Below are 25,132 nucleotides of genomic sequence, written 5' to 3'. Positions count from 1 at the left end.
CCAGAGGAAGACAGGGTGGTGGTCGCTCGACTCCGCACGCGGGCAGCGACGGACCGCTCGGGGACTGCCCGAGCCCGGTCTTCGTCAGGAGTGGCCGCCCGCGTCAGGCGGCAGGCGGCGGCAGCACAGTCAGATGCATGACCGGCACACTAATGCGAGGCCCGCCCGGCCGACAACTCGCTCTCCGTGGCGGCGGCCGCCGCACCCGCGCCCGCGGCGACGGGCCCCGACGGCGGTTTCGGGGCGGACGACTGGGCGATGAAGGCACCGGTCAGGACGACGAAACCACCGATGAGCTGCGGGGCGGAGAGGTGTTCGCCGAGCAGCACCCAGGCCAGCACGGTCGCGATGACCGCCTCCAGGCAGGCGACGACCCCGGCGACCTGCGGCGACAGTACCCGGACGGAGACGACGCCGGTGCCGTACGCGAGCACGGTGGCGACCAGCACGATCCAGCCGAGCAGCAGCCAGGCGGGGACCCCGGTGCCGTTCATCCCGGCGGTACCCCCGAGCAGCGACCAGTCCATGCCCCACGGACGCGCCACGACGGTGAGGACGAGGGCGCCGACGATCAGTCCGTACGCGATGACGCCGAGCGGAGGTGGAGGTTCGACGCCCCGGCCGTCGCCGCCCTTGCCCTCCTGGCCACCGTGGTCGGAGAGGACGAAGTAGCCGACCTGGCAGCAGGCGGCGCCGAGGGCGAGCAGCAGCCCGAGGGTGTCGAAGCTGAGCCCGGCCCAGACCTCGACGACGCAGGCGAGGCCGCCGACGGCTAGGACCACGCCGAGCGCGGCGGCCCGGGTGACGGGCCGGCGCTGGACGAAGCGGACCCAGCCGAGGACCAGCGCGGGCGCCAAGTACTCGACGAGGAGGGCGACACCGACCGGGATGCGGGAGATGGCGGCGAAGTAGCAGGCCTGCACACCGGCCACGGCGAAGAGCCCGAACCCGGCGAGCAGGGCGGGCCGCTCACGTACCAGGTTCCGGTGGCGCCAGGCGACCGGCAGCATGATGAGCGCGGCACCCGCCACCCGGAGCCACACCACGTGCAGCGGGTCGAGCCCCGCCTCGATCAGTGGCTTGGCGGCGACCCCCGAGCCGCCGAAAGCGAAGGCCGAGAGCAGGGCGAGCCCCAGGCCGGCGCTTCGCTTCTGAGTACCCCGAGACGCGTGCATCGGCACATCATGACAGCAGCCGACAGCACCGTCACCTCTGTGACACCTGTCGAGACGCGCAGGCCGGACGCACCCCGGCCGGCCCCGCCGGAACACCCCGGCCACAGTCGCGTTCGTCCCCCTACCGAGACACCTCCGCCGTACGCTCCACCGCACGCCCCGACAGCCACCGCGCGTCCACGCCCGCCCGGCCCAGCACCTCCGCGGCGCGACACTCGCCGTCGGCGGCCAGTGCGGCGAGGAGATCGAGCCCGCGGGCGCGCGGCTCCCCGCGCAGCCCGGCGCGGTGCAGCGCGTCCTCCATCGCGGTGACCGCCGAGGGCGACCAGCCCTCCGCGGCCGGGTCCCGTACGACGGGGACGGCGCCGGAGTCCTCCACCGACCCCTGCCAGCGGAGCCCGTAACCGATGCTGCGCTGCACGAGGTAGCCGAGCACCTTCCCCAACTGCGGTCCGCCGTCGAAGGCCTCGCGGACCTCGGGGTCGCTCTCGATGAGGGAGTGCAGCAGGTGGGCGGTGTCGATCTGCCGGTCACCGTCCCGCAGCGCACGCCGGCGCGCACCCGTCACCACCGAGGCCAGTTCGACGGTGAGTCCGGCGTCGGCTTCGACAGGGTTCGGGGCGGGCTGTTCGGGGGTACTCGGCGTCCGGTTTCGCACTACTCCACCCCATCAGTCCCCGGGCGGCGAAGCATCGGCGGAGCGGCCCATTCACGCGTCCCACCCAAGTTGGGCACACCGGAGTGCCCCCTCATCCCTGCGGATGAGATCGCGCCACGGCGTACAACCATCGCCCTCAAGGGGGCGCGCCACCTTGCGCCGCGCTCCCCCGGGCAACCGTCACCCCCCGAGCGCACGTCACTCATGGCACACAGCACGTAACTGCACGCATCGGCTCCAGGCGGAGGGAACCACGGGTGTTCTGGATGGTCGCTCTGCTCGCCCAGGACGGGGCGCAGTACGTCTACCGCGTGTACGCACCGGAGGACGCCCTGCCCGCCGATCTGTTCTGGGCCGCGTTCCACTGCCACGACGAAGGCCCGCATCCGCGCGCGTCGGACCGGTTCGACGCTGCGGAGATCTGGCGGAACCCGGCAGCACCGGCAAATCTGACGGTTCATCAGCATTGAATGTCGGAGGGGTCGCCATTACGTTCCGCGGCACCGTAACCGGACGAACCAGGGGTGGTCGCATGGCCGAAGTCAGCGCGGAGGCGCGCATCGCAGCACCCGCCGGGAAGATCTGGGCACAGCTGACGGACTTCTCGTCGTACGGCGAGTGGAACGCCACCCACACCAGCTTCCCCAAAGGCGGACCGGCCCCCTTGGAGCTCGGGGCCACCTATGAGGAGAACATGAAGCTCATGGGCTTCCCCGCCGAAGTGGTGTGGACGGTCGACGAGCTGGAGGACGGTCGGCTGCTGACGACCCGGGGCAAGGGCCCTATGGGGGTCAACCTGGCCATGCGCTACTCCCTGGCACCGTCCCCGGACGAGGGCGCCACCACGGTCCGCATCGAGGGCGAGTTCACCGGTGCGGCGGTCTCGCTGATGGGCGGCAGACTCAAGGACTCCGCGACGGCGGCGCTCCAGGAGTCCCTGCGCAGGCTCGACGGCCTGGTCACACCCTGACGCTCACCGCACGGACGCGGCAGGGCCCCGTCTCGGGGGCCCTGCCGCGTCGGCGACGGGATCAGCCGCTCAGTGCTCGTCGGCGAGAATCAGGTACAGCTTCTTGAGGGCGTCGTTGATGACGGTCAGCGCCTTCTGCCGCTGGTCGGCGGAGCCGGTCTTCCAGACCTGCCCGAACGCCTCCATCAGACCGAATCCGGCCTGGCGGATCTCGTTCACGCCCTCGCAGTCCGCACCGCGCCCGGCCTCCTCCCAGGGAGCCTCGGGACCGACCCGGCCTCGCCGCGCCCGGAGTCGGTGAGCGTGAAAAGCTTCTTGCCGCCCTCGCTCGCGCTGACGATCAGCCCTTCGTCCTCCAGCAGTTGGAGCGTCGGGCAGACCTAACCGGGGCTGGGCTTCCCCGCCCCGCCGCTGCGCTCGCCGATCTCCTGGATCATCTCGCACCCGTGCATCGGCCGGTCCTTCAGCAGGGCCAGGATCGACGCGCGCACATCGCCCCGCCTCCGCCCCGCCCGAAGCCCGGGGGCGCCTTCGCGCGCCGGGTGGCGGTCCTCGTTCCGGCAGTCCCAGGGGTTCTGTGCCGTCTCTCCCCTCTGCCCCGCGTCCTCCTCCACTCGCACGCCTGGGGCGGAGGCTTCCGATATGGCGTGCGCCAAAGGTCACGCGCGGGCGAGACCGCCGCGAACACCCCCGTACCGACAACCACCCGTCCTCGCCCGCCGATCCGAGCACACCGCACCGAAAGGGCGGGCCCGGCTCCCCGCGGGGCGACTCAGGCCACTTCCCTGCCCCCTCGGAAGGCTGGTACAGATGGTGAGGTTCCCACACACACCGGAAACGCAGCCATGAAACAGGACAGGACGGCCGACCTCATCCCCTTCACCATCGACCTGCCCTTCGAGGAAGCACGGCGACGGGCCGCGGTCCTCGCCGCGCTCGGCCCCGACTGGGACCCGAGGGCCGCCCTGCGCGGCGAGGACGGGGCCTACGCCCTGCTCTACTCGGGCCTCGACGTCGAGCAGCAGCGCCTCTACGACCGGCTGGTGGCCGCCGGCATCCTGCCGGGCGAGGACCAGGGCCGTGCGGCTGCCCGTTGATCCGCACGCGGACATCGCCCGCCGTGCCTGGGTGGTCTGCCCCGCCTGCGACGATGCCCACCACTGCGCGACCTGTGCGGACCGCCGCACCTGCGGTGAGCACTGGCGCCACCTGATCTCCGACAAGGGTCCGGTCCTGCACTCCAGTGCCCCGGCTGCACTCACATCTGGTCGCTCGACACCCGCCCAGGCAGCCCCGGCCACGGCGGCGGCGCCCGCCGCGCCTGAACCGCCGACGCACGCCCGGACCGCCGACGGACGCCTCCACAGAGAGGCCAGTGACCCCCGATTGGCCTTGGCCCGTGGTCACACGGCCGCTCTACGGTCGCCCCATGAGGATTCGTATCGTCGACGCGTTCACCGACCGCCCCTTCTCCGGCAACCCCGCAGGCGTCCTCCTGCTGGAGTCCGCCGCCTTCCCCGACGCCGAACGGCTCCAGGAGATCGCCACCGAGGTCAACCTCTCCGAGACCGCCTTCGCCCACCCCCTGCCGCCGGGCGGCGAGGCCGACTGGGCGCTGCGTTGGTTCACCCCGGCCACGGAGGTCGACATGTGCGGGCACGCCACGCTCGCCACCGCGCACGTCCTGCACACCACGGGGCGGGCCACCGGCACCCTACGCTTCACCGCGCGCTGCGGGATCCTCACCTCCACCGCCCACGCGGACGGCTCCCTCACCCTGGACTTCCCCACCGCCCCGCTGTGTGAGGAGACAGCACCACCCGGACTCGCCGGGGCGCTCGGGGCTGAGCCGGTCTCGGTCCACGACACCGGTGAGCACATCGGCGACCTGCTCGTCGAGTTGCGCGACGAGGCGACCGTACGGGCTCTGGCCCCGGACTTCGCCGCCCTCGTGACCCACTCGCGGCGCGGCGTCATCGCCACGGCCGCAGCCGAGGACCCCGCCCGCGGCTACGACTACGTATCGCGCGGCTTCTTCCCCGGTGTCGGCATCGACGAGGACCCCGTGACGGGCAGCGCCCACACCGCGCTGGCCCCGTTCTGGTCGGCCCGCTTCGGCCGGGACGACCTCACCGGGCTGCAGGCCTCCGCCCGTTCGGGGTTCGTCCGCACCGCGCTGCGCGGCGAGCGCACCCTGCTGACGGGCTCGGCGGTCACCGTCATCGACGGCGAGCTGCTGACGTCTCTCTGAACCACGGCCTTCCGGAGCGGCGGGGCGGCGTACAGGGCCCTGCGCGCCGCCCTTCCCCCTCTCACGGCGTCGGCAGCCAGTCCACCTTCCCCGCGAGCAGCGCGTACCCGACGAACGCCCCGATATCGAGCAGCGTATGGGCGACGACCAGCGGCCCCACCCGCCCCCAACGCCGGTAGAGCAGAACGAAGACGACGCCCATCACCATGTTGCCGATGAAGCCCCCGATGCCCTGGTACAGGTGGTACGAGCCACGCAACACGGAGCTGGCCACCAGCGACGCCATCGGTGACCAGCCCAGCTGGTCCAGCCTGCGCAGCAGGTAGGCGACGACGATGACCTCCTCGACCACGGAGTTCTGCGCCGCGGAGAGGATCAGTACGGGGAACTTCCACCAGACGTCGGGCAGCGACTCCGGTACGACGGTGAGGTTGAAGCCACTCGCCCTGGCGACCAGGTAGAAGGCGAGCCCGGTGCTGCCGATGCCCGCCGCGACGAGCGTCCCGCGACCGAGGTCGAACCACGGCCTCGTGCGGTCGAATCCGATGGCCCGCAGGTTCGCCCCCTCCCTGATGAGCAAGTGCGCCACCAGGGCCACCGGCACCAGGGCCGTTGCGATTCCGAACATTTGCCACGCCAGATCCAGCCATGGACGGCCCGGGGCGTACGAACCGTTGAGCGTCGCCGCCTGATCCTTCAAACCCCCCGGTTTCGTCAGCGATCCGACAAAACTGATGAGCGCGGAGACCGCACTCGCGCCCAGGGAGAGCGCCAGGACCAGGATCGTCTCCGACCGCAAGATCCCTCGTGATACGCCCTCTTGAGGATAGGAATCAGCCACGCGCCCCACCTTCACCGCTCCACCTGCCTTTTGTTCTGCAATCGCGTCTCATCCCGCCCGCCGTCCCGCTAGGGTCTCGAATGCAGGTACGAAGATCATGCGCGACAGGCCGGGGGACGACCACCATCGCCGGTGGTGAGGTCCCCCTTTTCCTTGTTCACCGTTCATCGTTCGTCTTCAGGGGGCACCACCGACATGGGACGTCACAGCTTGCCCGACGCCGACGCGCCGGAGGAACGCGGGGACGCGTCCCCCCGGCGCAGGCGCCGCACCATCGCCATCGCCACGCTGCTCGTCCTCGCGGTGGCGACGGGAACAGGGGTGGCGGTCAAGGGCGGCCTGCTGTCGTTCTCCGAGTCCTGCGAGGACTCCGCCGTGCACCTGTCCCTGGCCGCCTCCCCGGACATCGCGCCGGCGGTCCGGGACATCGCCGAGCAGGCCCTCGCGGACGAGGTGAGATCCGACGGCCACTGCCTCGACGTGGAGGTGGTGGCCCGCGACTCCTACAAGGTGGCCGACGCGCTCGCGGGCGGCGGCGAGACCCCGGACTTCCAGGTCTGGCTGCCCGACTCCGACCTCTGGCTGGACCGGGCCGAGGGGCTCGGCACGGGCACCCCCATCTCCCCCTCGGACTCGGTGGCCTCCTCACCGGTGACGCTCGCCATGGTGCCATCGGCGTCGAAGCGGCTGGACTGGCCGAAAAAGACGTACTCCTGGGCCGAACTGGTCGGCACCGCCCTCCAGTCGGACAAGGTCCGCCTCGGCGCGGCCGATCCGGCGCGTAGCGCCACCGGTCTGCTGGCCCTCACCAGCATCGGCGACTCGTCCGCACAGCAGGGCGGGGACAGCGACACCAGGGTCGCGGAGACCGCGAAGGTGCTGGCCGAGCGGATGTCGGACAGCGACGCGCAGGTGCTGGAGACCCTGGCGCGGAGCGGCTCCGGCGCCGAGGAGGGCAATCCGAGACGTAACCAGGCGGTCCTCATATCCGAGCAGGCCGCGTTCACGCACAACGCGGAGGCGACGGGCAGCGGCAGGCTGAACCTCTTCTACCCACAGGACGGCACTCCGCTGCTCGACTACCCCTACACGCTGGTCGACGAGGAGAAGCTGACCCTCGCCCAGTCCCGGGCGGCCCTGCGCTTCATGACCCTGCTCAACGACAGGAGCTCGCGAGCCGTCTTCGCCCGGTACGGGTTCCGCCCCGCCGACGGAGCGGCCGAGGACGCCGTCGTCACGTCGGCGGGCGGCAGGTCGCCGCAGCCGTACGCCACGTCGGCGGCCGAGACACCGTCGGCGAAGGAGCTCCAGGAGATGCTGGGGATGTGGACGATCACCGTCCAGAGCGCCCGGCTGACCACGGTGGTAGACGCCTCGGGTTCCATGGCAACCCTCGTGCCGGGACGCGGCCAGTCCCGGATGGACGTCACCAAGGGATCGCTGATCCAGGCGCTCACCCAGTTCACCCCCAACGACGAGATCGGCCTGTGGGAGTTCGCCACCACGCTGGACGGTGAGAAGGACTACCGCGAACTCGTGCCGACCCGCCGGCTGGGCGACCCGGCCCAGGGCGGCTCCACCCACCGGGAGAAGCTCTCGGCGGCGTTCGCTGGGCTGCAACCCGTGCCGGGCGGGGCGACCGGGCTGTACGACACCACGCTGGCCTCGTACAAGGAGGCCCGGTCGACGTATGTGAAGGGCAAGTTCAACGCCCTGGTGATCCTCACCGACGGGTCCAACCAGGACGAGGACGGCATCTCCCGGAGTGCGCTGATCGCCGAGCTCAAGGAGCTCGCCGACCCCGAGCGTCCCGTTCCGGTCATCGCCATCGCGGTGGGCCCGGACGCCGACCGCGAGGAGGTGGCCGAGATCGCGCGGATCACCGGGGGCGACGGGTACGAGGTGAGCGACCCGGCGGAGATCCAGGCCGTCATCCTCCAGGCCATCATGACGGCTGGGCAGAACGGACGCGCCGCCCAGGAGTGAAGACGGCGCTGCGACCGGAACCGCCGCCCCCGCCCGCGTGCGGAAGGGTCTGCCGCCGCACGGAAGCACGCCGCCGTACGGGCGTCCCTCAGGGTGCCGGGAACCCCACCGGCCAGGTGTGGACCGGCTCCCCGGCGTGCATCAGCTCGGCGTAGCGCCGGGTGGTCGCCGCCAGCGCCGCCTCCCGGCCGAGCCCGGCCGCCAACGCCCGGCGGTAGGTGGCGACCTGCCAGGAGGCCCCGTTGACCCGCCGCTTGCAGCGCTCCTCGATGACCCCGAGGTAGCGGTCCCGGTCGACGGGCTCGATGTGCCAGGCGTCCAGCCCGGCCGCGGCAAGCGGGAGCAGTTCCTCCCGTACGAGCTGTACGGCGGGGATCTTGGCCAGCCCGCCGGCGCGGCCGGGGCGCGGCCAGAGCAGTTCGGCGTCGATGCCGTGGCGGCAGGCCTCGGTGAAGTTCTCGGCAGCGGCCTCGAACGGCAGCTGGCTCCACACCGGCCGGGACTCCTCGGCGAGTGCCCGGACGAGCCCGTAGTAGAACGCGGCGTTGGCGATCACGTCCGTGACGGTCGGCCCGGCCGGCAGGACCCGGTTCTCCACCCGCAGGTGCGGGACGCCGTCGGCCATCCCGTACACCGGGCGGTTCCAGCGGTAGACCGTCCCGTTGTGCAGGACCAGCTCGGCCAGCTCCGGCACCCCGCCCTCGTCGAGGACCCGCAGCGGCTCCTCGTCGTCGCAGATCGGCAGCAGCGGCGGGAAGTAGCGCAGGTTCTCCTCGAAGAGCTCGTAGGCGGAGGTGATCCACCGCTCCCCGAACCAGGTCCTGGGCCGCACCCCCTGGTTCGCCAGCTCCGGCGGCCGTACGTCGGTGGCCTGCTGGAACAGCGGGGGCCGCGACTCCCGCCAGAGCTCCTTGCCGAAGAGGAACGGGGCGTTGGCGCCCAGCGCGATCTGGACGGAGGCGATCGCCTGGGCCGCGTTCCACACGTCCGCGAAACGCGCGGGGGTCACCTGGAGGTGCAACTGGACCGAGGTGCAGGCCGATTCGGGGGCGATCGAGGGCGAGGAGCAGACCAGGTGCTCGACGCCTTCGATATCGAGGGCGAAATCCTCCCCCCGGGCCGCCGCCATTTGGTCGTTGAGCAGGGTGTAGCGGTCCACGTCCGAAAGATTCGCCGAGACCACGTCGTGCTCGCCGAGTGTGGGCAGGATTCCGATCATGACGATCCCCGCGTCCACCTCGCCGGCCTTGCGGTGGGCGTAGGCGAGACCGGTCCGCAACTCCTCCGAGAGCTGATCGAATACGCGGCCGCCAAGCCGGTGCGGAACGATATTTACTTCCAGATTGAACATCCCGAGTTCCGTCTGGAAATCCCGGCTCGCGATGCGCTGGAGCACTTCCTGATTCATCATCCGGGGCATGCCGTCGGAGCCTGCGAGATTCAACTCTATCTCCAGCCCCATCAGGTTTCGGGGACGGTCGAACCTCCGCTCCGCCAGCAGTCTGCCCAGCCCCTCCAGGCACTGGTTCAGTTTCGTCCGGTAAGCCTGCCGATCGGACAGGTCAACGGCTCCCGCCACGACCTTCTCCCCCATCGAGGGGTCCCTCCTCCAGTGGTCGGCCCGCTGACCGGGCCGCGCGCATCACGATCGATAATGCCCAGTGGGAGTGATCCGTAACGCCCCACAGCCACCCGGAAACGCGCTAGGCTGGTTGACGGAGACCGGGGGCACATTCCCGGGGCACCCGGCGAGCGGCATTTTCATCCGGAGAGTGCGTGGTGGAAACACCGACGAGTTTCGGCCTACCGCTCCGCCGAAAGAGGCGCAGGCCGGAGCCGAAAACGGTCGATCAAATCACCAGGAAAACCGCATTTTCAAGTCCGGATGTCGCCTTGCGCGAAATATCCCCGGCAGCTAGCGGAAACACTGAGTGAACACCTGTCGTATAAACTCCGCCTGACGAGGCAGAGAGTTGACGCAACCGGCCCGTCATCGGCCTCCTCTGGCCCCGCACGCCGACAGCGCCGTCTGCACCCGCCCACGCATCACCGTGTCTCCAAGTGAGAGGCGACCCACCATGCCGCTGCATGTCCCCTCGGCTCCCGCGCCCGCCCTGCGCAGCGTTCTCGCCGCCCTCGGTTCTCCCACCGCGGTCCGCGAGGCGCGTACCTCCGCCCTCCGGTACGTCCAGGGACCGCTCAGCCCCGAACTGCCGCTTCCCGTGCACGTCCTGGACCGGATCACCACAACCAGGACCGCACCCCGAACCCGCCTCGCGGCCTGGCGCTTCCTGATCCGGAGCGAAGGCCGGGCGATCGCCGCCGCGGACACCATGCTCACGCCGGACGGCTGGAGCTTCTCGCACTTCTTCGAGGGCCCCTACCTCGCCTCGACGGAGCTCGCGGTCCGCCAGGCGGAGGCCTCGCCCACGGCGTACCAGGCCAGACTTCTCTCCATCCCCGAGCTGTACATGCTCACCCTCTGGCTGCGCGACAACCCCGACGACGGTGCCGCCGACGCCTCCGGCGGTGTGCTCGCCCCGGCCGACGTCCTGGTGCCCCTGGCGCCGGCCCCGCCGGGCATCGCCGCGCACCGGCCGCACCGGGTCGCCGATCTGCTGCCCGTCATGACCCTGCGGGTGGCGCCCGGCCCGCTGCTCAGCTCCGCCTGACCGGCGGGCGAGGGGCGACGGGCGACCGGCCCCCGTGGTGACCCGAACGCGCTGTGGTGGAACGGGTCATCACGGGGGCTCCGTCCTACCCACTCGGACTAGCCCGTCCCGGCCATCCCGAACCACCCGAAGGGACAGTGCGGTTGCGGTGAACCGTCCGCGCGGGTGATGCGTCATGAGAGGAGTACGGGAGCTGCAGCGAAATCCCTGCGGAATCACCCCCGTAGGGCAACACTGGGACCGGACCGACTGATACGGGGGCGGCCATGAACCTCTCATCCAGCCGCAGGACACTCGACTCGACGCAGCGAAAGAACCCATCCATGTGCCAGCACCAACCACCCTGCCCCACCGCCGACTCCCCCGACAGGGAGGCGGCCCGCCTGACGGCACACCACCCGGAACAGGGCTGGAGCCTCCTGTGCAACGGTGTCCTGCTCTTCGAGGACACCGGCGAGCTGTTGCCGGACGGGCAGATCATCGCCCCGCACCGGCCGTCGGCGGCGGGCCGCGTGGTGAAGGCCGCCTGAGGGCGGACAGAGAAAGAAGCTGTACGGAGAAGGGGCCGGCCCGGGGAGATCCCCGCACCGGCCCCGACGCATGTCAGGCGTGAGCCCCTGCGCGTCAGTTGTCGTACTCCTCCAGCGGCGGGCAGGAGCAGACCAGGTTGCGGTCGCCGAAGGCTCCATCGATACGGCGGACCGGCGGCCAGTACTTGTCCGCGGCGGACACCCCGGCCGGGAAGACGGCCTCCTCACGGCTGTAACCGTGGTCCCACTCGCCGCCCAGCGCGGCCGCGGTGTGCGGGGCGTTGGCCAGCGGGTTGTCCTCCGCGCTCCACTCGCCGGAGGCGACCTTCTCGATCTCGGCGCGGATCGCGATCATGGTGTCGCAGAACCGGTCGAGCTCCGCGAGGTCCTCGCTCTCGGTCGGCTCGATCATCAGCGTGCCGGCCACCGGGAACGACATGGTCGGCGAGTGGAAGCCGTAGTCGATCAGGCGCTTGGCGACGTCGTCGATGGAGACGCCGGTCGCTTTGGAGATCGGGCGCAGGTCGACGATGCACTCGTGCGCGACCAGTCCGGCCGGGCCGTTGTACAGGATCGGGAAGTGCGGCTCCAGGCGCTTGGCGATGTAGTTGGCGGCCAGCACGGCGACCTGCGTGGCCCGCTTGAGCCCCTCGCCACCCATCAGGCGGACGTACGCCCACGAGATCGGCAGGATGCCCGCCGAGCCCCACGGAGCGGCCGAGATCGGGCCCACGCCGGACTCCGGGCCCGCGCCGGGCTGGAGCGGGTGGTTGGGGAGGTACGGGGCGAGGTGCGCGCGGACGCCGACCGGGCCGACGCCGGGGCCGCCGCCGCCGTGCGGGATGCAGAACGTCTTGTGCAGGTTCAGGTGCGAGACGTCGCCGCCGAACTTGCCGGGCTTGGCGAGCCCGACCAGCGCGTTGAGGTTGGCGCCGTCGACGTAGACCTGGCCGCCCGCGTCGTGCACCTCGCCGCAGATGTCGGCGACGTGCTCCTCGAAGACCCCGTGCGTGGAGGGGTAGGTGATCATGAGGACGGCCAGCTCGTCGCGGTGCTGCTCGATCTTGGCCCGCAGGTCCGCGATGTCGACCTCGCCGTCGTCGGCGGTCTTCACCACGACGACCTTCATGCCCGCCATGACGGCGCTCGCGGCGTTGGTGCCGTGCGCGGACGAGGGGATCAGGCAGACGGTGCGCTGGTCGTCGCCGTTGGCCCGGTGGTACGCGCGGACGGCCAGCAGGCCCGCGAACTCGCCCTGGGAGCCGGCGTTCGGCTGGATGGAGACGGCGTCGTACCCGGTGACCTCGGCGAGGCGCTCCTCCAGCTCACGGATGAGCGTGAGGAAGCCCTGCGCCTGCTCGGCCGGGGCGAACGGGTGCAGCGCACCGAACTCCGGCCAGGTGATGGACTCCATCTCGGCGGTCGCGTTCAGCTTCATTGTGCAGGAGCCGAGCGGGATCATGCCGCGGTCCAGCGCGTAGTCGCGGTCGGCGAGCTTGCGCAGGTAGCGCAGCATCGCGGTCTCGGAGCGGTGCTGGTGGAAGACCGGGTGGGCCAGGATGTCGTCGGAGCGCAGCAGTCCCCCGGGCAGCGCGTCGGCGGCCGAGCCGTCCAGCGCCTCGATGTCGGCGTCGGCGCCGAAGGCGGCCCAGACGGCGGAGAGCTGGGACCGGGTGGTGGTCTCGTCGCAGGCGATGGAGACGTGGTCGGCGTCGACGCGGCGGAGGTTGACCCCGCGCTCACGGGCCTCCGCGACGATCTCCGCGGCCTTGCCGGGCGCCCGGACGGTCAGGGTGTCGAAGAAGGCGCCGTGCACGACCTCGGCACCGGCGGCACGCAGGCCCTCGGCGAGGATCGTGGCGTAGCGGTGGGTGCGCCGGGCGATCGTGCGCAGTCCGTCGGGGCCGTGGTAGACGGCGTACATCCCGGCCATGACGGCGAGCAGCACCTGCGCCGTACAGATGTTGCTGGTGGCCTTCTCGCGGCGGATGTGCTGCTCGCGGGTCTGCAGGGCCAGGCGGTAGGCCTTGTTGCCGTCGGCGTCGACGGAGACGCCGACGAGGCGGCCGGGCAGGGAGCGGGCGAACTTCTCGCGGACGGCCATGAAGCCGGCGTGCGGCCCGCCGAAGCCCATCGGGACGCCGAAGCGCTGGGTGGTGCCCACCGCGATGTCGGCGCCGAGGTCTCCAGGCGAGGTGAGCAGCGTGAGGGCCAGCAGATCGGCCGCGACGGTGACGATCGCGCCGAGCTCGTGGGCCTGCTCGATGACGGGCTCGATGACGCGCACGGCACCGGAGGCGCCCGGGTACTGGAGCAGGACGCCGAAGACGCCGCGCTCGGCGATCTCGGCGGGGATGCCGTCGCTGAGGTCCGCGACGACGACCTCGACGCCGGTCGGCTCGGCGCGGGTCTGGATCACGGCGATGGTCTGGGGCAGGGTGTCGGCGTCGATCAGGAAGACGCCGTTCTTCACCTTGCCGACGCGCCGGGCGAGCGCCATGGCCTCGGCGGCCGCGGTGCCCTCGTCGAGCAGGGAGGCGCCGGAGGTGGGCAGCCCGGTCAGCTCGGCGACCATCGTCTGGAAGTTGAGCAGGGCCTCCAGGCGGCCCTGGGAGATCTCCGGCTGGTACGGCGTGTAGGCCGTGTACCACGCGGGGTTCTCCATGACGTTGCGCAGGATGACGGGCGGCGTGAAGGTGCCGTAGTAACCGAGGCCGATCATCGGGGCGAGCACCTTGTTGCGGTCGGCCAGCGACCGCAGCTCGGCGAGCACCTCGGCCTCGGTGCGCGCCGAGGGAAGGTTCAAGGCCTCCGCACTCTTGATCACGTCGGGCACCGCGGCGGCGGTCAGCTCGTCGAGGGAGCCGTAGCCGACCTGGGCGAGCATCTTCGCCTGGGCGCCGGCGTCGGGCCCTATGTGGCGCTGCTCGAACGGAATGCCCTGCTCCAGCTGGGAGAGCGGAGTGCGACGGGGGGTCATGGTGGAGGCCTCCTGGTCTGTCACGACCTGCGAGGGGCACCACGGCGCGGGTGCCCGAACGGCCTCCCCCTCTGTCATCTCAACCTGAGAGCTTCACCGGCCCGCCCGGGGACGTGCCGACTTTCACCGTCGGTGAGGGTCGAGTCCGTCCCGGCATGTGCCCGCACGAACCCGCCCTGCTTTCCAGAGTGACCTCGTCCGTGCGGTACGGGGGCCTGAGAGATTCCGGGGAGGATTTGCTCCTTCGGCGCCCCCCGGATTCTGCACCGGAGGACTCTCCCGCACGGGGTCAGCAGCCACCTGCCAGCCTACCAGCGGCCATCCCCGTGGAGTCCTCGAGTGGCCGACGCCACGGATCTGCACTTGTCTGGTGCTGGTGGAGCGAGAGGGGATCACCTTGCGGTGACGAGGGGCCCCCTTGAGCCGGAGCGACCAGTGGGAGGCACCGTGCAGACCGACATCGATCCGCGCCGCCTGATCGGCCGCAAGGCCTTCGATCACAAGGGCGCCAAGATCGGAACGGTGGATGAGGTCTATCTCGACGACGCGACGGGCGTGCCCGAGTGGGCGGCCGTCCGCACCGGCCTGTTCAGCAGGGACGCCTTCGTCCCGCTGGAGCCGAGCGAGTTCGTCGAGGACGAGCTGCGGGTCCCGTTCGACCGCGCGCTGATCAAGGACGCCCCGGACTTCGGCGTCGGGCGGCACCTCTCCCCGGAGCAGGAGCTGCAGCTCTACCGCCACTACGGTCTGGACTCCCCGCCGGCGGCGGAGACCGGCCCTGACCGTGACTTCGGCAGGCTGGCCGGCCAGGAGGAGTAGTCGACCGGGTCGCGGACCAGCGGCAGCGGATCGGCCGGACTGAGCTCCGGGTCGTCGATGCGGAACGTGACGACCCGGCCGACCGGCCCCCCGGGCTCCTCGAACCGGACCGTCACCCGGCCCACCCCGCTCCCCTGCACCCAGCCGTGTCCGTGCACGGTGTGGCGTACGTCGTGTCCGGCGGGCCAGCGCCGGGCGGCGAGCTGCTCCGCGCTATCCCGCGCGGGTTCCTCGTCCACCGGTCGCCCGCTCTCATCGGCGACCGGCTTCTCAGGCGTCTCCGCCCGCGCCGCCAGCTCCCGCGCGTCCGCGGCCTGCGCGAACAGATCCTCCTGCGTGAAGTCAGCGAGCCCCGTGACACCCACGCCCAGGAGCCGTACACCACCGGTGGTGTCCACTGCCTCCAGCAGCCTCGCGGCCGCCTCACGGACCACCGTGGGGTCGTCCGTGGGGCCTCTGAGGGTCTCGGAGCGGGTCAGGGTGGAGAAGTCGTAGCGGCGCACCTTCAGCACCACCGTGCGCCCCGACCGGTCGGCGGAGCGCAGCCGCTCCACGCACCGCACGGCCAGCCGCTCCACCTCGGCGCGCACCCTCACCCGGTCGTGCAGGTCGACATCGAAGGTGTCCTCGACCGATACGGACTTGGCGTCCCGCTCGGCGACCACCGGCCGGTCGTCGAGCCCGAGCGCCATCCGGTAGAGGCCGTGGCCGTGGGCCTTGCCGACCAGCCGGACGAGCTCGGCCTCGCCGGCCTCCGCGAGGTCGTGGACGGTGGTCATGCCGGCGCGCCGGAGGTGGTCCCCGGTGGCGGGCCCGACGCCGGGCAGCGTCCGTACGGACAGCGGGGCCAGCAGCTCGCGCTCGGTGCCCGGCTCGATGAGCACCAGGCCGTCCGGCTTGGCCTGCTCGGAGGCGATCTTGGCGAGCATCTTCGAACCGGCGAGGCCGACCGACCCGCTCAGCCCGGTCACCTCCCGGATGGCCGTACGCAGCCGCTCCCCCGTCCTGCGGGCCGACGCCGTGTCGTCCGCGACCCCGCCCGCCTCCAGGTCGACGAAGGCCTCGTCCAGACTCAGCGGCTCCACGAGCGGTGAGAGCCGCCCCAGGAGCTCCATCACCTGCTCGCTCACCGATCGGTAGAGCGAGAAGCGGGGCACCAGATAGGCGGCGTTCGGCGCGAGGCGTCTGGCCTGGGCCGTCGGCATCGCGGAGTGGACGCCCAGAACCCGTGCTTCGTACGAGGCGGTGGCGACGACCCCACGGGGTCCGAGGCCGCCCACCACGACCGCCTTCCCGCGCAGGCTGGGCTTGGCCGCCTGCTCCGCCGAGGCGTAGAAGGCATCCATGTCCAGGTGAAGGATGGTCGGCGCGGGTCTCACACCGTCGATGCTGCCCTACGCCACTGACAACGGGGCGGCCCGGCACTCCGTGGAGTGCCGGGCCGCCCCGTTCCGTACGCTCAGCCGCTCATCCGGCGCGGTTGCGGCGCCGGGCCAGCTCGTCGGCCGGGTTGTTGCCGATGAGGGTCTCACCGGTGTCGACCCGCTCGCCGTGGAGCTGGGAGAGCGCCGCTTCCACATCCCGCCAGACGACGCCGACGGCGATCCCGAAGACGCCCTGACCACCCTGGAGGAGGCTGACGACCTCGTCGGGGGATGAGCACTCGTAGACCGTCGCCCCGTCGCTCATCAGCGTCATGCGCTCAAGATCCTGGAACCCCCGGGCCCGCAGGTGCTGGACCGTGGTGCGGATGTTCTGCAGAGCGACCCCGGTGTCGAGGAACCGCTTGACGATCTTGAGGAGGACCACGTCCCGGAAACTGTAGAGTCGCTGGGTCCCCGACCCGTAGGCCGGCCGCACGCTCGGCTCGACCAGCCCCGTACGCGCCCAGTAGTCCAGCTGGCGGTAGGTGATCCCCGCCGCCGCGCACGCCGTCGGTCCGCGATAGCCGATGTCGCCGGCACCGCTCGCCGCTGCCACGCCGCCCGCTGCCATCGCTGCCGGCTGAACCGGCTGCCTGATGGCGTGGTCGGCTCCACTGCCGTGCTGCGGATACGGCCCACCCGCCGCCGTACCGTCGCCGCTGCTTCTCACGCCGACCTCCGTCCTTGACCTGCCCACTCGAAGGTAGGCAGTCACTGGGGGTGCGTCAACGATCGCCACACTCGGCACGCCGAGTGATAATCACCCTGAGGGTGGTTTCCCGTGTCTCGCTACCGGGAAAGGCTTGTCGGATGCGCTGACGACACCCTTGCGGGACGGGTCACTGGCTGTTGGTACCGAAGTCCTCCGGTGAGATCTGGTCGAGGAATTCGCGGAACTTCTCCACCTCGTCCTCCTGCTCGTCGGGAATCGCGATGCCCGCATCGTCCAGCACGCCGTCACTGCCGTAGATCGGCGTGCCGGTCCGCAGGGCGAGCGCTATGGCGTCGGACGGCCGGGCGCTCACCTCGACCCCGCTGGCGAAGACGAGCTCCGCGTAGAAGACCCCTTCGCGAAGGTCCGTGATGCGGACCTCGGTGAGCTCCTGGCCCACGGCCTCGAGCACATCCTTGAACAAGTCATGGGTCAGCGGCCTGGCCGGAGCCATGCCCTGCTGGGCGAAGGCAATGGCGGTCGCCTCCCCAGGACCGATCCAAATGGGGAGGTACCGGTCGCCTCCCACTTCACGCAGGAGAACGATCGGTTGGTTGGAGGGCATTTCCACCCGGACACCGACAACGTCGAGCTCGTTCACACAGCAACCCTAGGACGTGCTCGCCATGTTTGGGTAGTCGGGCTCCCCCGAGCTCAGTGCAGACGGCTCCGCAGAGCGCTCTGGACGAGCGCCGCGTGCAGCCGTACGGAGAGCTCGGCCAGCTCGTTCGCCGTGGTCTCGGCATGGGCCCTGGTCTGCGGATTGCGGTGCAGGCGCAGGGGCGCGACCAGCTGCTCCACCAGCCCCGCCTCACGGTCCGCGGAGGCGCGCATGGCGCGCAGATGGCGGGGTTCCAGGCCGAATCGCCCCAGATCCGCCACCAGCCTGGCCACGGTCACCATCTCGGAGTCGTAGCCGCCCTCAGGAGCCGGGACGATGAGCCCGTAGGACTCCCACTCCTCCAGCTGCTCCTCGTCGACCTGGGCGGCCGCCAGGAGCTCGGCGCGCCCGATCCGCGCGGCGGTGGCCTTACCCGGGCCGGAATCCCACACGGCGTCGCCGAGGGCGCGCTGACCGCCCGGCGAGGGCAGCGCCGGCTGCTCCCCCCGAGCCAGGGCGTCCAGGTGCTCCCGGATGACCTTGAGCGGCAGATAGTGGTCCCGCTGCATGCGAAGCACCTGCGCGAGGCGCTCCACATCGCCGGGAGCGAACTTCCGGTACCCGGAGGGAGTCCGCTGCGGCTCGATGAGCCCCTCGGCCTCCAGAAAGCGGATCTTGGAGATCGTGACTTCCGGAAACTCTTCGCGCAGCCGGGTGAGTACCGTTCCGATGCTCACCCAGCGCGCGTCCGCGGTGGCGGTACCGTCACCGGGACCGCCTGTCGGTGTTCGCAGCATGGGCCTTCCTGGGGATTCCCCCGGACAGGGTCCGGGGGCTGGTCACACGCCCCGCGGGCTCGCGTAGAAGACCAGGCGGTACTTTCCGATCTGGACTTCGTCGCCGTTGGACAGCAGGACCGAATCGATGCGCTCGCGGTTGACATAGGTGCCGTTGAGGCTGCCGACGTCACCCACCGTGAAGCTACCGTCCGGACCCCTGCGGAACTCCACATGACGCCGCGACACGGTCACGTCGTCGAGAAAGATGTCGCTCTGCGGGTGACGGCCCGCGGTGGTGAGGTCGCTGTCCAGCAGGAAGCGGCTGCCGGAATTGGGGCCGCGGCGCACGACCAGCAGCGCCGAACCTCCGGGCAGCGCGTCGACGGCCGCCTGGGCTTCCGGGGAGAGCGAGGGCAGAGCCGTCTGACCCGTCGCCTCGGCCTCGTACGCCTCAAGACCGGAGATGGAGATCGTGGACGTCGTCTCCGAGGCACGCTCGGGGACTCCGCCCCGCAACGGCGCGCCGCAGTTGGAGCAGAATCGGCTGGCCTCCGCATTGCGGTGGCCGCACCTCGTGCAGACCGGCATCGACGAGCCCTCCGGGGTGAACCCTCCACCCGAACGTGAGGTTGATGGTTCGCCGAAACCTATGCGGCCGGCACCGGCAGGGTCAACGGACGACACGCTGAGCCCGGCCTGAGTGGCGTCACCGGACACCTCATCGCGGAAGAGCGGACGCTCCGCCTCCTGCTCCTCGCCCTGGCCGTGGCGCGGAGCACGGTGGCGGGCAGCACTGTTGCTGTCCTCGCGGGCGCTCTTCCCGAACAACTTCGCAAAAAACTTCACGGGCGATTCCCCTTGACCGACATAGACCCGCCCGTGGGGCAGGACGAACCCTGAATGAACACACCTGCCGAGCCGGACACCTTCACAACGTCCGTATCCACCCGACAGTTTCCACCACGCACCACCAATCCGGTGCGCCGACCCCCCGCAACTTCGCCCCCTCGTCCATCAGCCCTTCGGCCCGGCGCGCTCACGGGGACGACGACCGAGCGTAGTCAGGCCGCTTCGCCGGTCGCAAGGCGTCGACGACGATGTCCCCGGAGCGCTCCACCACCGCCGTGGCCTGCTCCTTCTCGAGCGTCTGCACCACGCCTCCGGGAATGTTGAGGGCGGGCTCCAGGTCCTGTGGCTTGCCGATCACCTTGAACTCGTACGGTGCTTCGATCTTCCTGCCGTCCACCTGGATGTCACCGCCCTCTCCTGAGAAGTACGTGTTGGCCACCACCCGGACACCGTTGACCTCGATGGCCTCGGCTCCCGCCGCGCGCAGCTCCTGGACCGTGTCGAGCAGCTTGTCCGGGGCGACCGCGCCGGAGGGGTCACTGATCGTCAGCGTGATGCCGGGGCCCTGGGCCGCCACCGTACCCGCGAGGATCCCCAGCTGGCGTTCCTTCTCCAACGTCTGTTTCCGGGCCTCCTCGGCCTGGTCCGAGCTGTTCTCCAGCTCGGTGCGCTGGGCGTCCAGACGCTGCTTCTCGTCCTCCAGGCGCTGGGTCCGGTCATCGACCTCGTCGAGGATCCGGACCAGGTCCTCCTGCCGCGCGCCGCGCAGCGCGCTGTCGTCGCTGGTGGACCGCACCTGGATGGCCAGCCCCAGGCCGAGCCCGAACAGCAGCACGGCGACGATGAGTTGGGCCCGGCTCACCCGGGGCGGCCACAGGCCCGCGAGCAGTCTCTGGCGTCCGGAGACCCCCTCGGCGGCGGGCGGCTGTACAGGCGCGTCCGGGACGCCGGACGGACCGGCGTCCGGCTGTTCGGGCTGTTGGCTGCGCGGGTTCTCGTCGTTGTTCATCGGCCTCAAGCCCGGAAGACGTGCCGGCGGATCGCGGCGGCGTTGGAGAAGATCCGGATGCCGAGCACGACCACCACACCGGTGGAGAGTTGCGCGCCGACACCCAGTTTGTCGCCCAGGAACACGATCAGTGCGGCGACGACGACGTTGGAGAGGAACGACACCACGAAGACCTTGTCGACGAAGATGCCGTCGAGCATGGCCCGCAGACCTCCGAAGACCGCGTCGAGCGCGGCGACCACGGCGATCGGGAGATAGGGCTCGACCACCGCCGGTACTTCGGGCCGGACCAACAGTCCGACCACGACTCCCACGACGAGGCCCAGTACGGCGATCACGATGTGCCCTTCCCTGATTCTGCCGCATCACTGCCGGCGGCCTTCGGCTCTGCTGTACGGACGATCAGGCTCGGTGCGGCCGGGAGCCGCACCTCGGCCTGATCGGACGAGCTGGTGCGGATGTCGAAGCTCTCCTTGAGCGCGTTCAGGTACTGGCCGTCGGCGCTGTCCCGGAACGCGGCGGCGAGATTCTTCCCGTCCCCCACCGCGAGCACCGTGTACGGCGGTACGAGCGGCCTGTTGTCGACCAGTATGGCGTCGCCCGCTGCGCGGATCGCCGACAGCGCCGTCAGCCTTTGCCCATTGATGGCGATGGCCTCGGCGCCGGACTCCCACAGGCCGTTGACGACCCGCTGCATGTCCCGGTCGCGCACCCGGCCCGTGTCGGAGAAGCTCGACGACTCGCGGGGCCCGCCCCCGCCCTGGTCGGTGTTCTTGGCGTCGTCCACGACGAGCTTCACCCCGGGGCCCTCGACCGGGGTCGCCCCGGACAGCAGGGCCACCAACTCCCCCTGGTCCCCGCCGTGCTGTTCCAGAGCCTTGCGCTGCCGCTCGCTCACGTCGCTGCGGAGCTTGTCGACATCGGACTCGAGTGTGTCGGCCGCCCGGGTCTCGGCGTTGATACGGTCGATCAGCTCTTCGCGTTCCTTCGCGACGACCGGCGCCGACACCCGTGCCTCAGCGGCTCCGAGGGTGACCACGAGGGCGGCCACCACAAGACCGGCGGCGAGACCGAGCTTCGACTTGAGCGTACGGGGCAGGCCCGCGCTCCCGTCGGCCCTGCGGCGGGCCGAGGCCTCCGCGTAGCCGTCGTCGAGGCTGTGGTCCATCACGTTGTTCAGCAGCGACATGGAGGCGTCGGGGCGTGCGGGCGGCGAGGGTGTGCTCCGATCGGGGGGCTGCTGCGACATGCCGCACATCGTCGCACGTCACCACGGCTGCCGCCGAATGGCCCCACCGGTGCACCGCAGCGCCCTGGACAGGGAGTTCCGGTGCACCGGCTTCAGGAGGTCACTCGCCCGCGCTCTCCACCACGGCGGACCACTCGTCGAGCAGCGCCTGTGCGGAGGCGTCGTCCGGGCCTTCCGCCCACAGATGGGTGACGGCCTCCGCCCGGTCGGGCAGCACCATGATCCACCGTCCGTCCGCCTCGACCACCCGGACGCCGTCCGTGGTGTCCACGCTGCGGTCCCCGGCGGCCTCGACGACGCTGCGCATGACGAGGCCCTTGACCGCCCAGGGCGTCGCGAGGTCGCGGCGCAGGACGTGGGCCCGCGGAATACGGGCGTCGATCTGGCTCAGGGTGAGCTGGGTCCGGGCGACGAGGCCGATGAGCCGGACGAATGCGGCCGTCCCGTCGAAGACGCTGCTGAATTCGGGAACGATGAACCCGCCGCGCCCGTCTCCTCCGAAGATGGTGGTCTCTTCGCGTCCCACCCGGGTCAGGTCGTCGGGCGAGGTGGTCGTCCACTCCACCTGGGTGCCGTGGTAAGCCGCCACCTGCTCGGCGACGCGCGTGGTGGTCACCGGCAGGGCGACCCGTCCGCTGCGCCGCTCTGCGGCGACGAGATCCAGCATGACCAGCAGGGCCCGGTCGTCCTCGATGATCCGGCCCAGCTCGTCCACGAGGGAGAGCCGCTCACCGACCGGGTCGAACCGGACGCCGAAGGCTGCCCGCGCCGAGGAGACGATCTCCCCGAGCCTGACGAGGCCGGCACGGCGCGTCTCGGCGGACTCGGTGGGGCGCGATTCGTCGAGCCCCGGGTTGATCGTCAGAGCGTCCACCCCGAGCCGTCCGAGCAGGCTCGGCAGAACGAGCCCGGCGGAACCGTTGGAGGCGTCGACGACGACCTTGAGCCCGGAGTCGGCGATCCCCGCGATGTCCACGTTACGGAGCAGGGAGCCGGTGTACGAGTCGAAGACGCTGGACGGGAAGTGCAGGTCCCCGATCTCCCCGGGGAAGGCCCTGCGGTACTCCTGACGGGCGTAGACGCGGTCCAGCTTGCGCTGCTGGGCCTGCGAGAGGTCGGCGCCCCGCTCGTCGATGAACATGATGTCCACCGAGTCGGGCACCCCCGGCGACGTACGGATCATGATGCCGCCCGCACTGCCTCGCGCCGTCTGCTGGCGGGCCACGGGCAGCGGTACGTTCTCCAGGTCGCGTACGTCGATGGCGCTGGCCTGGAGCGCCGAGATGACGGCTCGCTTGAGGGCGCGCGCGCCTCGGGAGTGGTCACGGGCAGTCGTGACCGTCGACCCCTTCTTGAGGGTCGTTGCGTAGGCACCCGCCAGCCGGACCGCCAGCTCGGGGGTGATCTCGACGTTCAGGATCCCGGAGACGCCACGCGCCCCGAAGAGATGCGCCTGCCCACGGGACTCCCAGATCACCGAGGTGTTGACGAACGCACCGGCCTCGATGGTCTTGAACGGGTACACCCGCACGTTGCCCTGGATGATCGACTCCTCGCCGACCAGACATTCGTCACCGATGACAGCACCGTCCTCGATCCGTGCCGCACGCATGATGTCGGTGTTCTTGCCGACCACGCAGCCCCGGAGGTTGCTGTGCTGTCCGATGTAGACGTTGTCGTGGACCACGGCCTTATGGAGAAAGGCGCCGGTCTTGACGACGACGTTGGAGCCCACGACGGTATGCTCACGGATCTCGACGTCCGCCTCGACCTTGGCATAGTCACCGATGTACAGCGGCCCGCGGAGCACGGCGTCCGGATGGACCTCCGCGCCTTCGGCCACCCACACGCCGGGCGAGATCTCGAAGCCGTCGAGCTCCACGTCGACCTTGCGCTCCAGGACGTCGGCCTGGGCCTTCACATAGCTCTCGTGCGTACCGACGTCTTCCCAGTAGCCCTCGGCGATATAGCCGTAGATCGGTTTGCCTTCCTTCATCAGCTGCGGGAAGACGTCACCCGACCAGTCCACAGAGGTATCGGCCTGGACGTAGTCGAAGACCTCGGGCTCCATCACGTAGATGCCCGTGTTCACCGTGTCCGAGAAGACCTGGCCCCAGGTCGGCTTCTCCAGGAAGCGTTCGACCTGGCCGTTTTCGTCGACGATGGTGATGCCGAATTCCAGCGGATTGGGGACCCGGGTCAGACAGACCGTGACGAGTCCGCCCTTCTCCTTGTGGAAGGCGATGAGGTCGGTGAGGTCGAAGTCGGTGAGCGCGTCACCGGAAATAACGAGGAAGGTGTCGTCCTTCAACGCCTCCTCGGCGTTCTTCACGCTCCCCGCGGTGCCGAGTGGCTTCTCCTCGTTGGCATAGGTGAGCTCCATCCCGAGCTCCTCGCCGTCCCCGAAATAGTTCTTGACGAGGGAGGCCAGGAACTGGACGGTCACTACTGTTTCATTGAGCCCATGCCGCTTGAGAAGCCGCAGTACATGCTCCATGATCGGCCGATTGGCCACGGGCAGGAGCGGCTTGGGCATGCTCGAGGTCATGGGGCGCAGGCGTGTGCCTTCGCCACCAGCCATCACGACGGCCTTCATGTCGGAAACGTCCTCCTAGAAGAGACGACGGTCAGCCGAGTTCGCCCGTCGGGGCATCACATTCAAGTCATCACGCCGCGGGCCGGCCACACTGCACGGCACCGCATCAACGAGCTCAATCGGCTACTGCATCCGCCTTGACGAGTCGGCGGACCTGGACCACGTAAAGGATTCCTGCCCACCAATACAGCGTTGTACCCCATCCTGCGAACGCCCATCCGAAAATGGCGGCCATAGTAGCCAGCCAACCACTCCCGCCGCTGAGCAGCAACAAGGGGAACGCGTACATCAGGTTGAAAGTTGCAGCTTTCCCGAGGAAGTTGACTTGCGGCGGCGGATAGCCGTGGCGCCGCAGGATGGCCACCATCACGAGGAGCATCAGCTCACGGGCCAGCAGGGCCGCGGTGAGCCAGAGAGGCAGGATCTCGCGCCAGGTGAGGCCGAGAAGGGTCGAGAGGATGTAGAGGCGGTCGGCGGCCGGGTCCAGGAGCCGGCCGAGACTGCTGATCTGGTTCCACCGGCGGGCGAGCTTGCCGTCGAGGTAGTCGCTGATGCCGCTGAGCATCAGCACCAGCAGCGCCCAGCCGTCGCTGTTGGGGCCGCCGAACACGGGGCGGAGAATCAGCCACAGGAAGAGCGGTACCCCGACAAGGCGAGCCATGCTGAGGATGTTGGGGATGGTGAGGACCCGGTCCGTCTGGACCCGAGTCTCCTGGACCTCCACCCGGGAGCCTCCTGTGAAGAACGTGCGAATGATGCTCCCCGACCTTACCCTCAGCGTCGGCCGACACCCGCACAGGGGTGGGCGCAGGTGGAAGTGGAGGCTGCTATGGGTTCGAAACGCAGGAAAGCCCCGCACCATACGGTGCGGGGCTTTCCCGGAAAAATTGTTCGGCGGCGTCCTACTCTCCCACAGGGTCCCCCCTGCAGTACCATCGGCGCTGAAAGGCTTAGCTTCCGGGTTCGGAATGTAACCGGGCGTTTCCCTAACGCAATGACCACCGAAACACTATGAAATTAACCAACACCGG

General features: G+C 70.2%; 23 protein-coding genes, 1 rRNA gene, 2 pseudogenes and 1 riboswitch. Of the genes and pseudogenes, 9 read left to right on the top strand and 17 right to left on the bottom strand.

Annotation, left to right across the window (positions count from 1 at the left end; all coding sequences use genetic code 11):
* Positions 1–149: 149 nt before the first annotated feature.
* Together AMK21_RS23855 and AMK21_RS23850 are read right to left on the bottom strand one after the other, a co-directional pair.
* Positions 150–1,175, bottom strand: a complete 1,026-nt coding sequence (locus AMK21_RS23855; protein ID WP_073881216.1) for an EamA family transporter — start codon at positions 1,173–1,175, stop codon at positions 150–152.
* Between the two features lie 121 nt (positions 1,176–1,296).
* Positions 1,297–1,833, bottom strand: a complete 537-nt coding sequence (locus AMK21_RS23850) for a Clp protease N-terminal domain-containing protein (protein WP_073881214.1) — start codon at positions 1,831–1,833, stop codon at positions 1,297–1,299.
* Between the two features lie 257 nt (positions 1,834–2,090).
* On the opposite strand from AMK21_RS23850, the gene AMK21_RS23845 reads away from it, so the two are divergent.
* Both AMK21_RS23845 and AMK21_RS23840 read left to right on the top strand, forming a co-directional pair.
* Positions 2,091–2,303, top strand: coding sequence for a hypothetical protein (locus tag AMK21_RS23845; protein WP_073881212.1), 213 nt, complete (start codon positions 2,091–2,093; stop codon positions 2,301–2,303).
* Positions 2,304–2,365: 62 nt separating this feature from the next.
* Positions 2,366–2,803, top strand: coding sequence for an SRPBCC family protein (locus tag AMK21_RS23840; protein WP_073881210.1), 438 nt, complete (start codon positions 2,366–2,368; stop codon positions 2,801–2,803).
* Between the two features lie 69 nt (positions 2,804–2,872).
* On the opposite strand, the pseudogene AMK21_RS23835 reads toward AMK21_RS23840, so the two are convergent.
* Positions 2,873–3,466: pseudogene (locus AMK21_RS23835) on the bottom strand (PadR family transcriptional regulator).
* A gap of 182 nt (positions 3,467–3,648) precedes the next feature.
* Here AMK21_RS23835 and AMK21_RS23830 point away from each other — a divergent pair.
* The 3 genes and pseudogenes from AMK21_RS23830 to AMK21_RS23820 all read left to right on the top strand — a co-directional run bounded on the left by AMK21_RS23830 (position 3,649) and on the right by AMK21_RS23820 (position 5,054).
* Complete coding sequence (locus AMK21_RS23830; protein ID WP_073881208.1) at positions 3,649–3,900, top strand: DUF6400 family protein; 252 nt, start codon at positions 3,649–3,651, stop codon at positions 3,898–3,900.
* Positions 3,884–4,128, top strand: a pseudogene (locus tag AMK21_RS36240) (hypothetical protein). Before AMK21_RS23830 ends, AMK21_RS36240 begins: the two are co-directional and overlap by 17 nt.
* Before the next feature lie 104 nt (positions 4,129–4,232).
* On the top strand, positions 4,233–5,054 hold the full coding sequence (locus AMK21_RS23820) for a PhzF family phenazine biosynthesis protein (protein ID WP_073881206.1): 822 nt from the start codon (positions 4,233–4,235) through the stop codon (positions 5,052–5,054).
* A 61-nt stretch (positions 5,055–5,115) separates the two neighbouring features.
* Here the strand turns inward: AMK21_RS23820 and AMK21_RS23815 are convergent, their stop codons facing one another.
* On the bottom strand, positions 5,116–5,895 hold the full coding sequence (locus AMK21_RS23815) for a CPBP family intramembrane glutamic endopeptidase (protein WP_073881479.1): 780 nt from the start codon (positions 5,893–5,895) through the stop codon (positions 5,116–5,118).
* Positions 5,896–6,090: 195 nt separating this feature from the next.
* Here AMK21_RS23815 and AMK21_RS23810 point away from each other — a divergent pair, with 195 nt between their 5' ends.
* A complete protein-coding gene (locus tag AMK21_RS23810) occupies positions 6,091–7,881 on the top strand; it encodes a substrate-binding and VWA domain-containing protein (protein WP_199863272.1) in 1,791 nt (596 codons plus the stop codon).
* A gap of 88 nt (positions 7,882–7,969) precedes the next feature.
* Here the strand turns inward: AMK21_RS23810 and AMK21_RS23805 are convergent, their stop codons facing one another.
* Positions 7,970–9,475, bottom strand: coding sequence for a glutamate--cysteine ligase (locus AMK21_RS23805; protein WP_073881202.1), 1,506 nt, complete (start codon positions 9,473–9,475; stop codon positions 7,970–7,972).
* A gap of 484 nt (positions 9,476–9,959) precedes the next feature.
* Here AMK21_RS23805 and AMK21_RS23800 point away from each other — a divergent pair, with 484 nt between their 5' ends.
* Positions 9,960–10,553 carry a hypothetical protein gene (locus AMK21_RS23800; RefSeq protein ID WP_073881200.1) on the top strand — a complete coding sequence of 198 codons (594 nt, stop codon included), beginning with the start codon at positions 9,960–9,962 and terminating at the stop codon, positions 10,551–10,553.
* Positions 10,554–10,876: 323 nt separating this feature from the next.
* Positions 10,877–11,083, top strand: coding sequence for a DUF5999 family protein (locus AMK21_RS23795; protein ID WP_018516173.1), 207 nt, complete (start codon positions 10,877–10,879; stop codon positions 11,081–11,083).
* Positions 11,084–11,177: 94 nt separating this feature from the next.
* On the opposite strand, the gene gcvP is transcribed toward AMK21_RS23795, so the two are convergent.
* Positions 11,178–14,063: an aminomethyl-transferring glycine dehydrogenase gene (gcvP, locus tag AMK21_RS23790; protein WP_073881198.1), complete on the bottom strand. Its 2,886-nt coding sequence runs from the start codon at positions 14,061–14,063 to the stop codon at positions 11,178–11,180.
* A gap of 193 nt (positions 14,064–14,256) precedes the next feature.
* Positions 14,257–14,355: riboswitch (glycine riboswitch) on the bottom strand.
* 155 nt (positions 14,356–14,510) lie between these two features.
* Here gcvP and AMK21_RS23785 point away from each other — a divergent pair.
* Complete coding sequence (locus tag AMK21_RS23785) at positions 14,511–14,882, top strand: PRC-barrel domain-containing protein (RefSeq protein WP_073881478.1); 372 nt, start codon at positions 14,511–14,513, stop codon at positions 14,880–14,882.
* On the opposite strand, the gene AMK21_RS23780 is transcribed toward AMK21_RS23785, so the two are convergent.
* The 11 genes from AMK21_RS23780 to rrf form a co-directional block, all read right to left on the bottom strand.
* Positions 14,804–16,261: a DNA polymerase IV gene (locus AMK21_RS23780; RefSeq protein ID WP_073881196.1), complete on the bottom strand. Its 1,458-nt coding sequence runs from the start codon at positions 16,259–16,261 to the stop codon at positions 14,804–14,806. The two genes, AMK21_RS23785 and AMK21_RS23780, sit on opposite strands and share 79 nt — an antisense overlap.
* Positions 16,262–16,349: 88 nt before the next feature.
* Entirely contained in the window at positions 16,350–16,976 is a 627-nt protein-coding gene (locus AMK21_RS23775; protein ID WP_073881194.1) for a MerR family transcriptional regulator, read from the bottom strand.
* Positions 16,977–17,145: 169 nt separating this feature from the next.
* Entirely contained in the window at positions 17,146–17,619 is a 474-nt protein-coding gene (locus tag AMK21_RS23770) for a bifunctional nuclease family protein (protein WP_006123076.1), read from the bottom strand.
* Between the two features lie 53 nt (positions 17,620–17,672).
* Entirely contained in the window at positions 17,673–18,416 is a 744-nt protein-coding gene (locus AMK21_RS23765; RefSeq protein WP_073881192.1) for a MerR family transcriptional regulator, read from the bottom strand.
* A 42-nt stretch (positions 18,417–18,458) separates the two neighbouring features.
* Positions 18,459–19,244 carry an FHA domain-containing protein gene (locus AMK21_RS23760; protein ID WP_073881190.1) on the bottom strand — a complete coding sequence of 262 codons (786 nt, stop codon included), beginning with the start codon at positions 19,242–19,244 and terminating at the stop codon, positions 18,459–18,461.
* A gap of 190 nt (positions 19,245–19,434) precedes the next feature.
* Positions 19,435–20,256, bottom strand: a complete 822-nt coding sequence (locus AMK21_RS23755) for a DUF881 domain-containing protein (RefSeq protein WP_073881188.1) — start codon at positions 20,254–20,256, stop codon at positions 19,435–19,437.
* A gap of 5 nt (positions 20,257–20,261) precedes the next feature.
* Positions 20,262–20,594: a small basic family protein gene (locus AMK21_RS23750; RefSeq protein ID WP_003970459.1), complete on the bottom strand. Its 333-nt coding sequence runs from the start codon at positions 20,592–20,594 to the stop codon at positions 20,262–20,264.
* Entirely contained in the window at positions 20,591–21,505 is a 915-nt protein-coding gene (locus AMK21_RS23745; protein ID WP_079181236.1) for a DUF881 domain-containing protein, read from the bottom strand. Before AMK21_RS23745 ends, AMK21_RS23750 begins: the two co-directional genes overlap by 4 nt.
* A 100-nt stretch (positions 21,506–21,605) precedes the next feature.
* Positions 21,606–24,101 (bottom strand): mannose-1-phosphate guanyltransferase, encoded by a 2,496-nt coding sequence (locus tag AMK21_RS23740; RefSeq protein ID WP_015607273.1) that lies wholly within the window; start codon positions 24,099–24,101, stop codon positions 21,606–21,608.
* Positions 24,102–24,216: 115 nt separating this feature from the next.
* Positions 24,217–24,825 (bottom strand): CDP-alcohol phosphatidyltransferase family protein, encoded by a 609-nt coding sequence (locus AMK21_RS23735; RefSeq protein ID WP_073881184.1) that lies wholly within the window; start codon positions 24,823–24,825, stop codon positions 24,217–24,219.
* Positions 24,826–24,990: 165 nt separating this feature from the next.
* Positions 24,991–25,107 (bottom strand): 5S ribosomal RNA (gene rrf / locus AMK21_RS23730).
* Positions 25,108–25,132: the final 25 nt, after the last annotated feature.

Source organism: Streptomyces sp. CB00316, assembly GCF_001905595.1.
Taxonomy (GTDB): Bacteria; Actinomycetota; Actinomycetes; order Streptomycetales; family Streptomycetaceae; genus Streptomyces.
This window is presented reverse-complemented; position numbering and strand designations above follow the sequence as displayed.

Bases quoted from the DNA above. Each gene is read 5' to 3' on its own strand.
- AMK21_RS23855 (WP_073881216.1), bottom strand. From the start codon at position 1,175: ATGCACGCGTCTCGGGGTACTCAGAAGCGAAGCGCCGGCCTGGGGCTC.
- AMK21_RS23840 (WP_073881210.1), top strand. From the start codon at position 2,366: ATGGCCGAAGTCAGCGCGGAGGCGCGCATCGCAGCACCCGCCGGGAAG.
- AMK21_RS23830 (WP_073881208.1), top strand. From the start codon at position 3,649: ATGAAACAGGACAGGACGGCCGACCTCATCCCCTTCACCATCGACCTG.
- AMK21_RS23820 (WP_073881206.1), top strand. From the start codon at position 4,233: ATGAGGATTCGTATCGTCGACGCGTTCACCGACCGCCCCTTCTCCGGC.
- AMK21_RS23810 (WP_199863272.1), top strand. From the start codon at position 6,091: ATGGGACGTCACAGCTTGCCCGACGCCGACGCGCCGGAGGAACGCGGG.
- AMK21_RS23805 (WP_073881202.1), bottom strand. From the start codon at position 9,475: ATGGGGGAGAAGGTCGTGGCGGGAGCCGTTGACCTGTCCGATCGGCAG.
- AMK21_RS23800 (WP_073881200.1), top strand. From the start codon at position 9,960: ATGCCGCTGCATGTCCCCTCGGCTCCCGCGCCCGCCCTGCGCAGCGTT.
- AMK21_RS23795 (WP_018516173.1), top strand. From the start codon at position 10,877: ATGTGCCAGCACCAACCACCCTGCCCCACCGCCGACTCCCCCGACAGG.
- gcvP (WP_073881198.1), bottom strand. From the start codon at position 14,063: ATGACCCCCCGTCGCACTCCGCTCTCCCAGCTGGAGCAGGGCATTCCG.
- AMK21_RS23765 (WP_073881192.1), bottom strand. From the start codon at position 18,416: ATGCTGCGAACACCGACAGGCGGTCCCGGTGACGGTACCGCCACCGCG.
- AMK21_RS23755 (WP_073881188.1), bottom strand. From the start codon at position 20,256: ATGAACAACGACGAGAACCCGCGCAGCCAACAGCCCGAACAGCCGGAC.
- AMK21_RS23745 (WP_079181236.1), bottom strand. From the start codon at position 21,505: ATGTCGCAGCAGCCCCCCGATCGGAGCACACCCTCGCCGCCCGCACGC.
- AMK21_RS23740 (WP_015607273.1), bottom strand. From the start codon at position 24,101: ATGAAGGCCGTCGTGATGGCTGGTGGCGAAGGCACACGCCTGCGCCCC.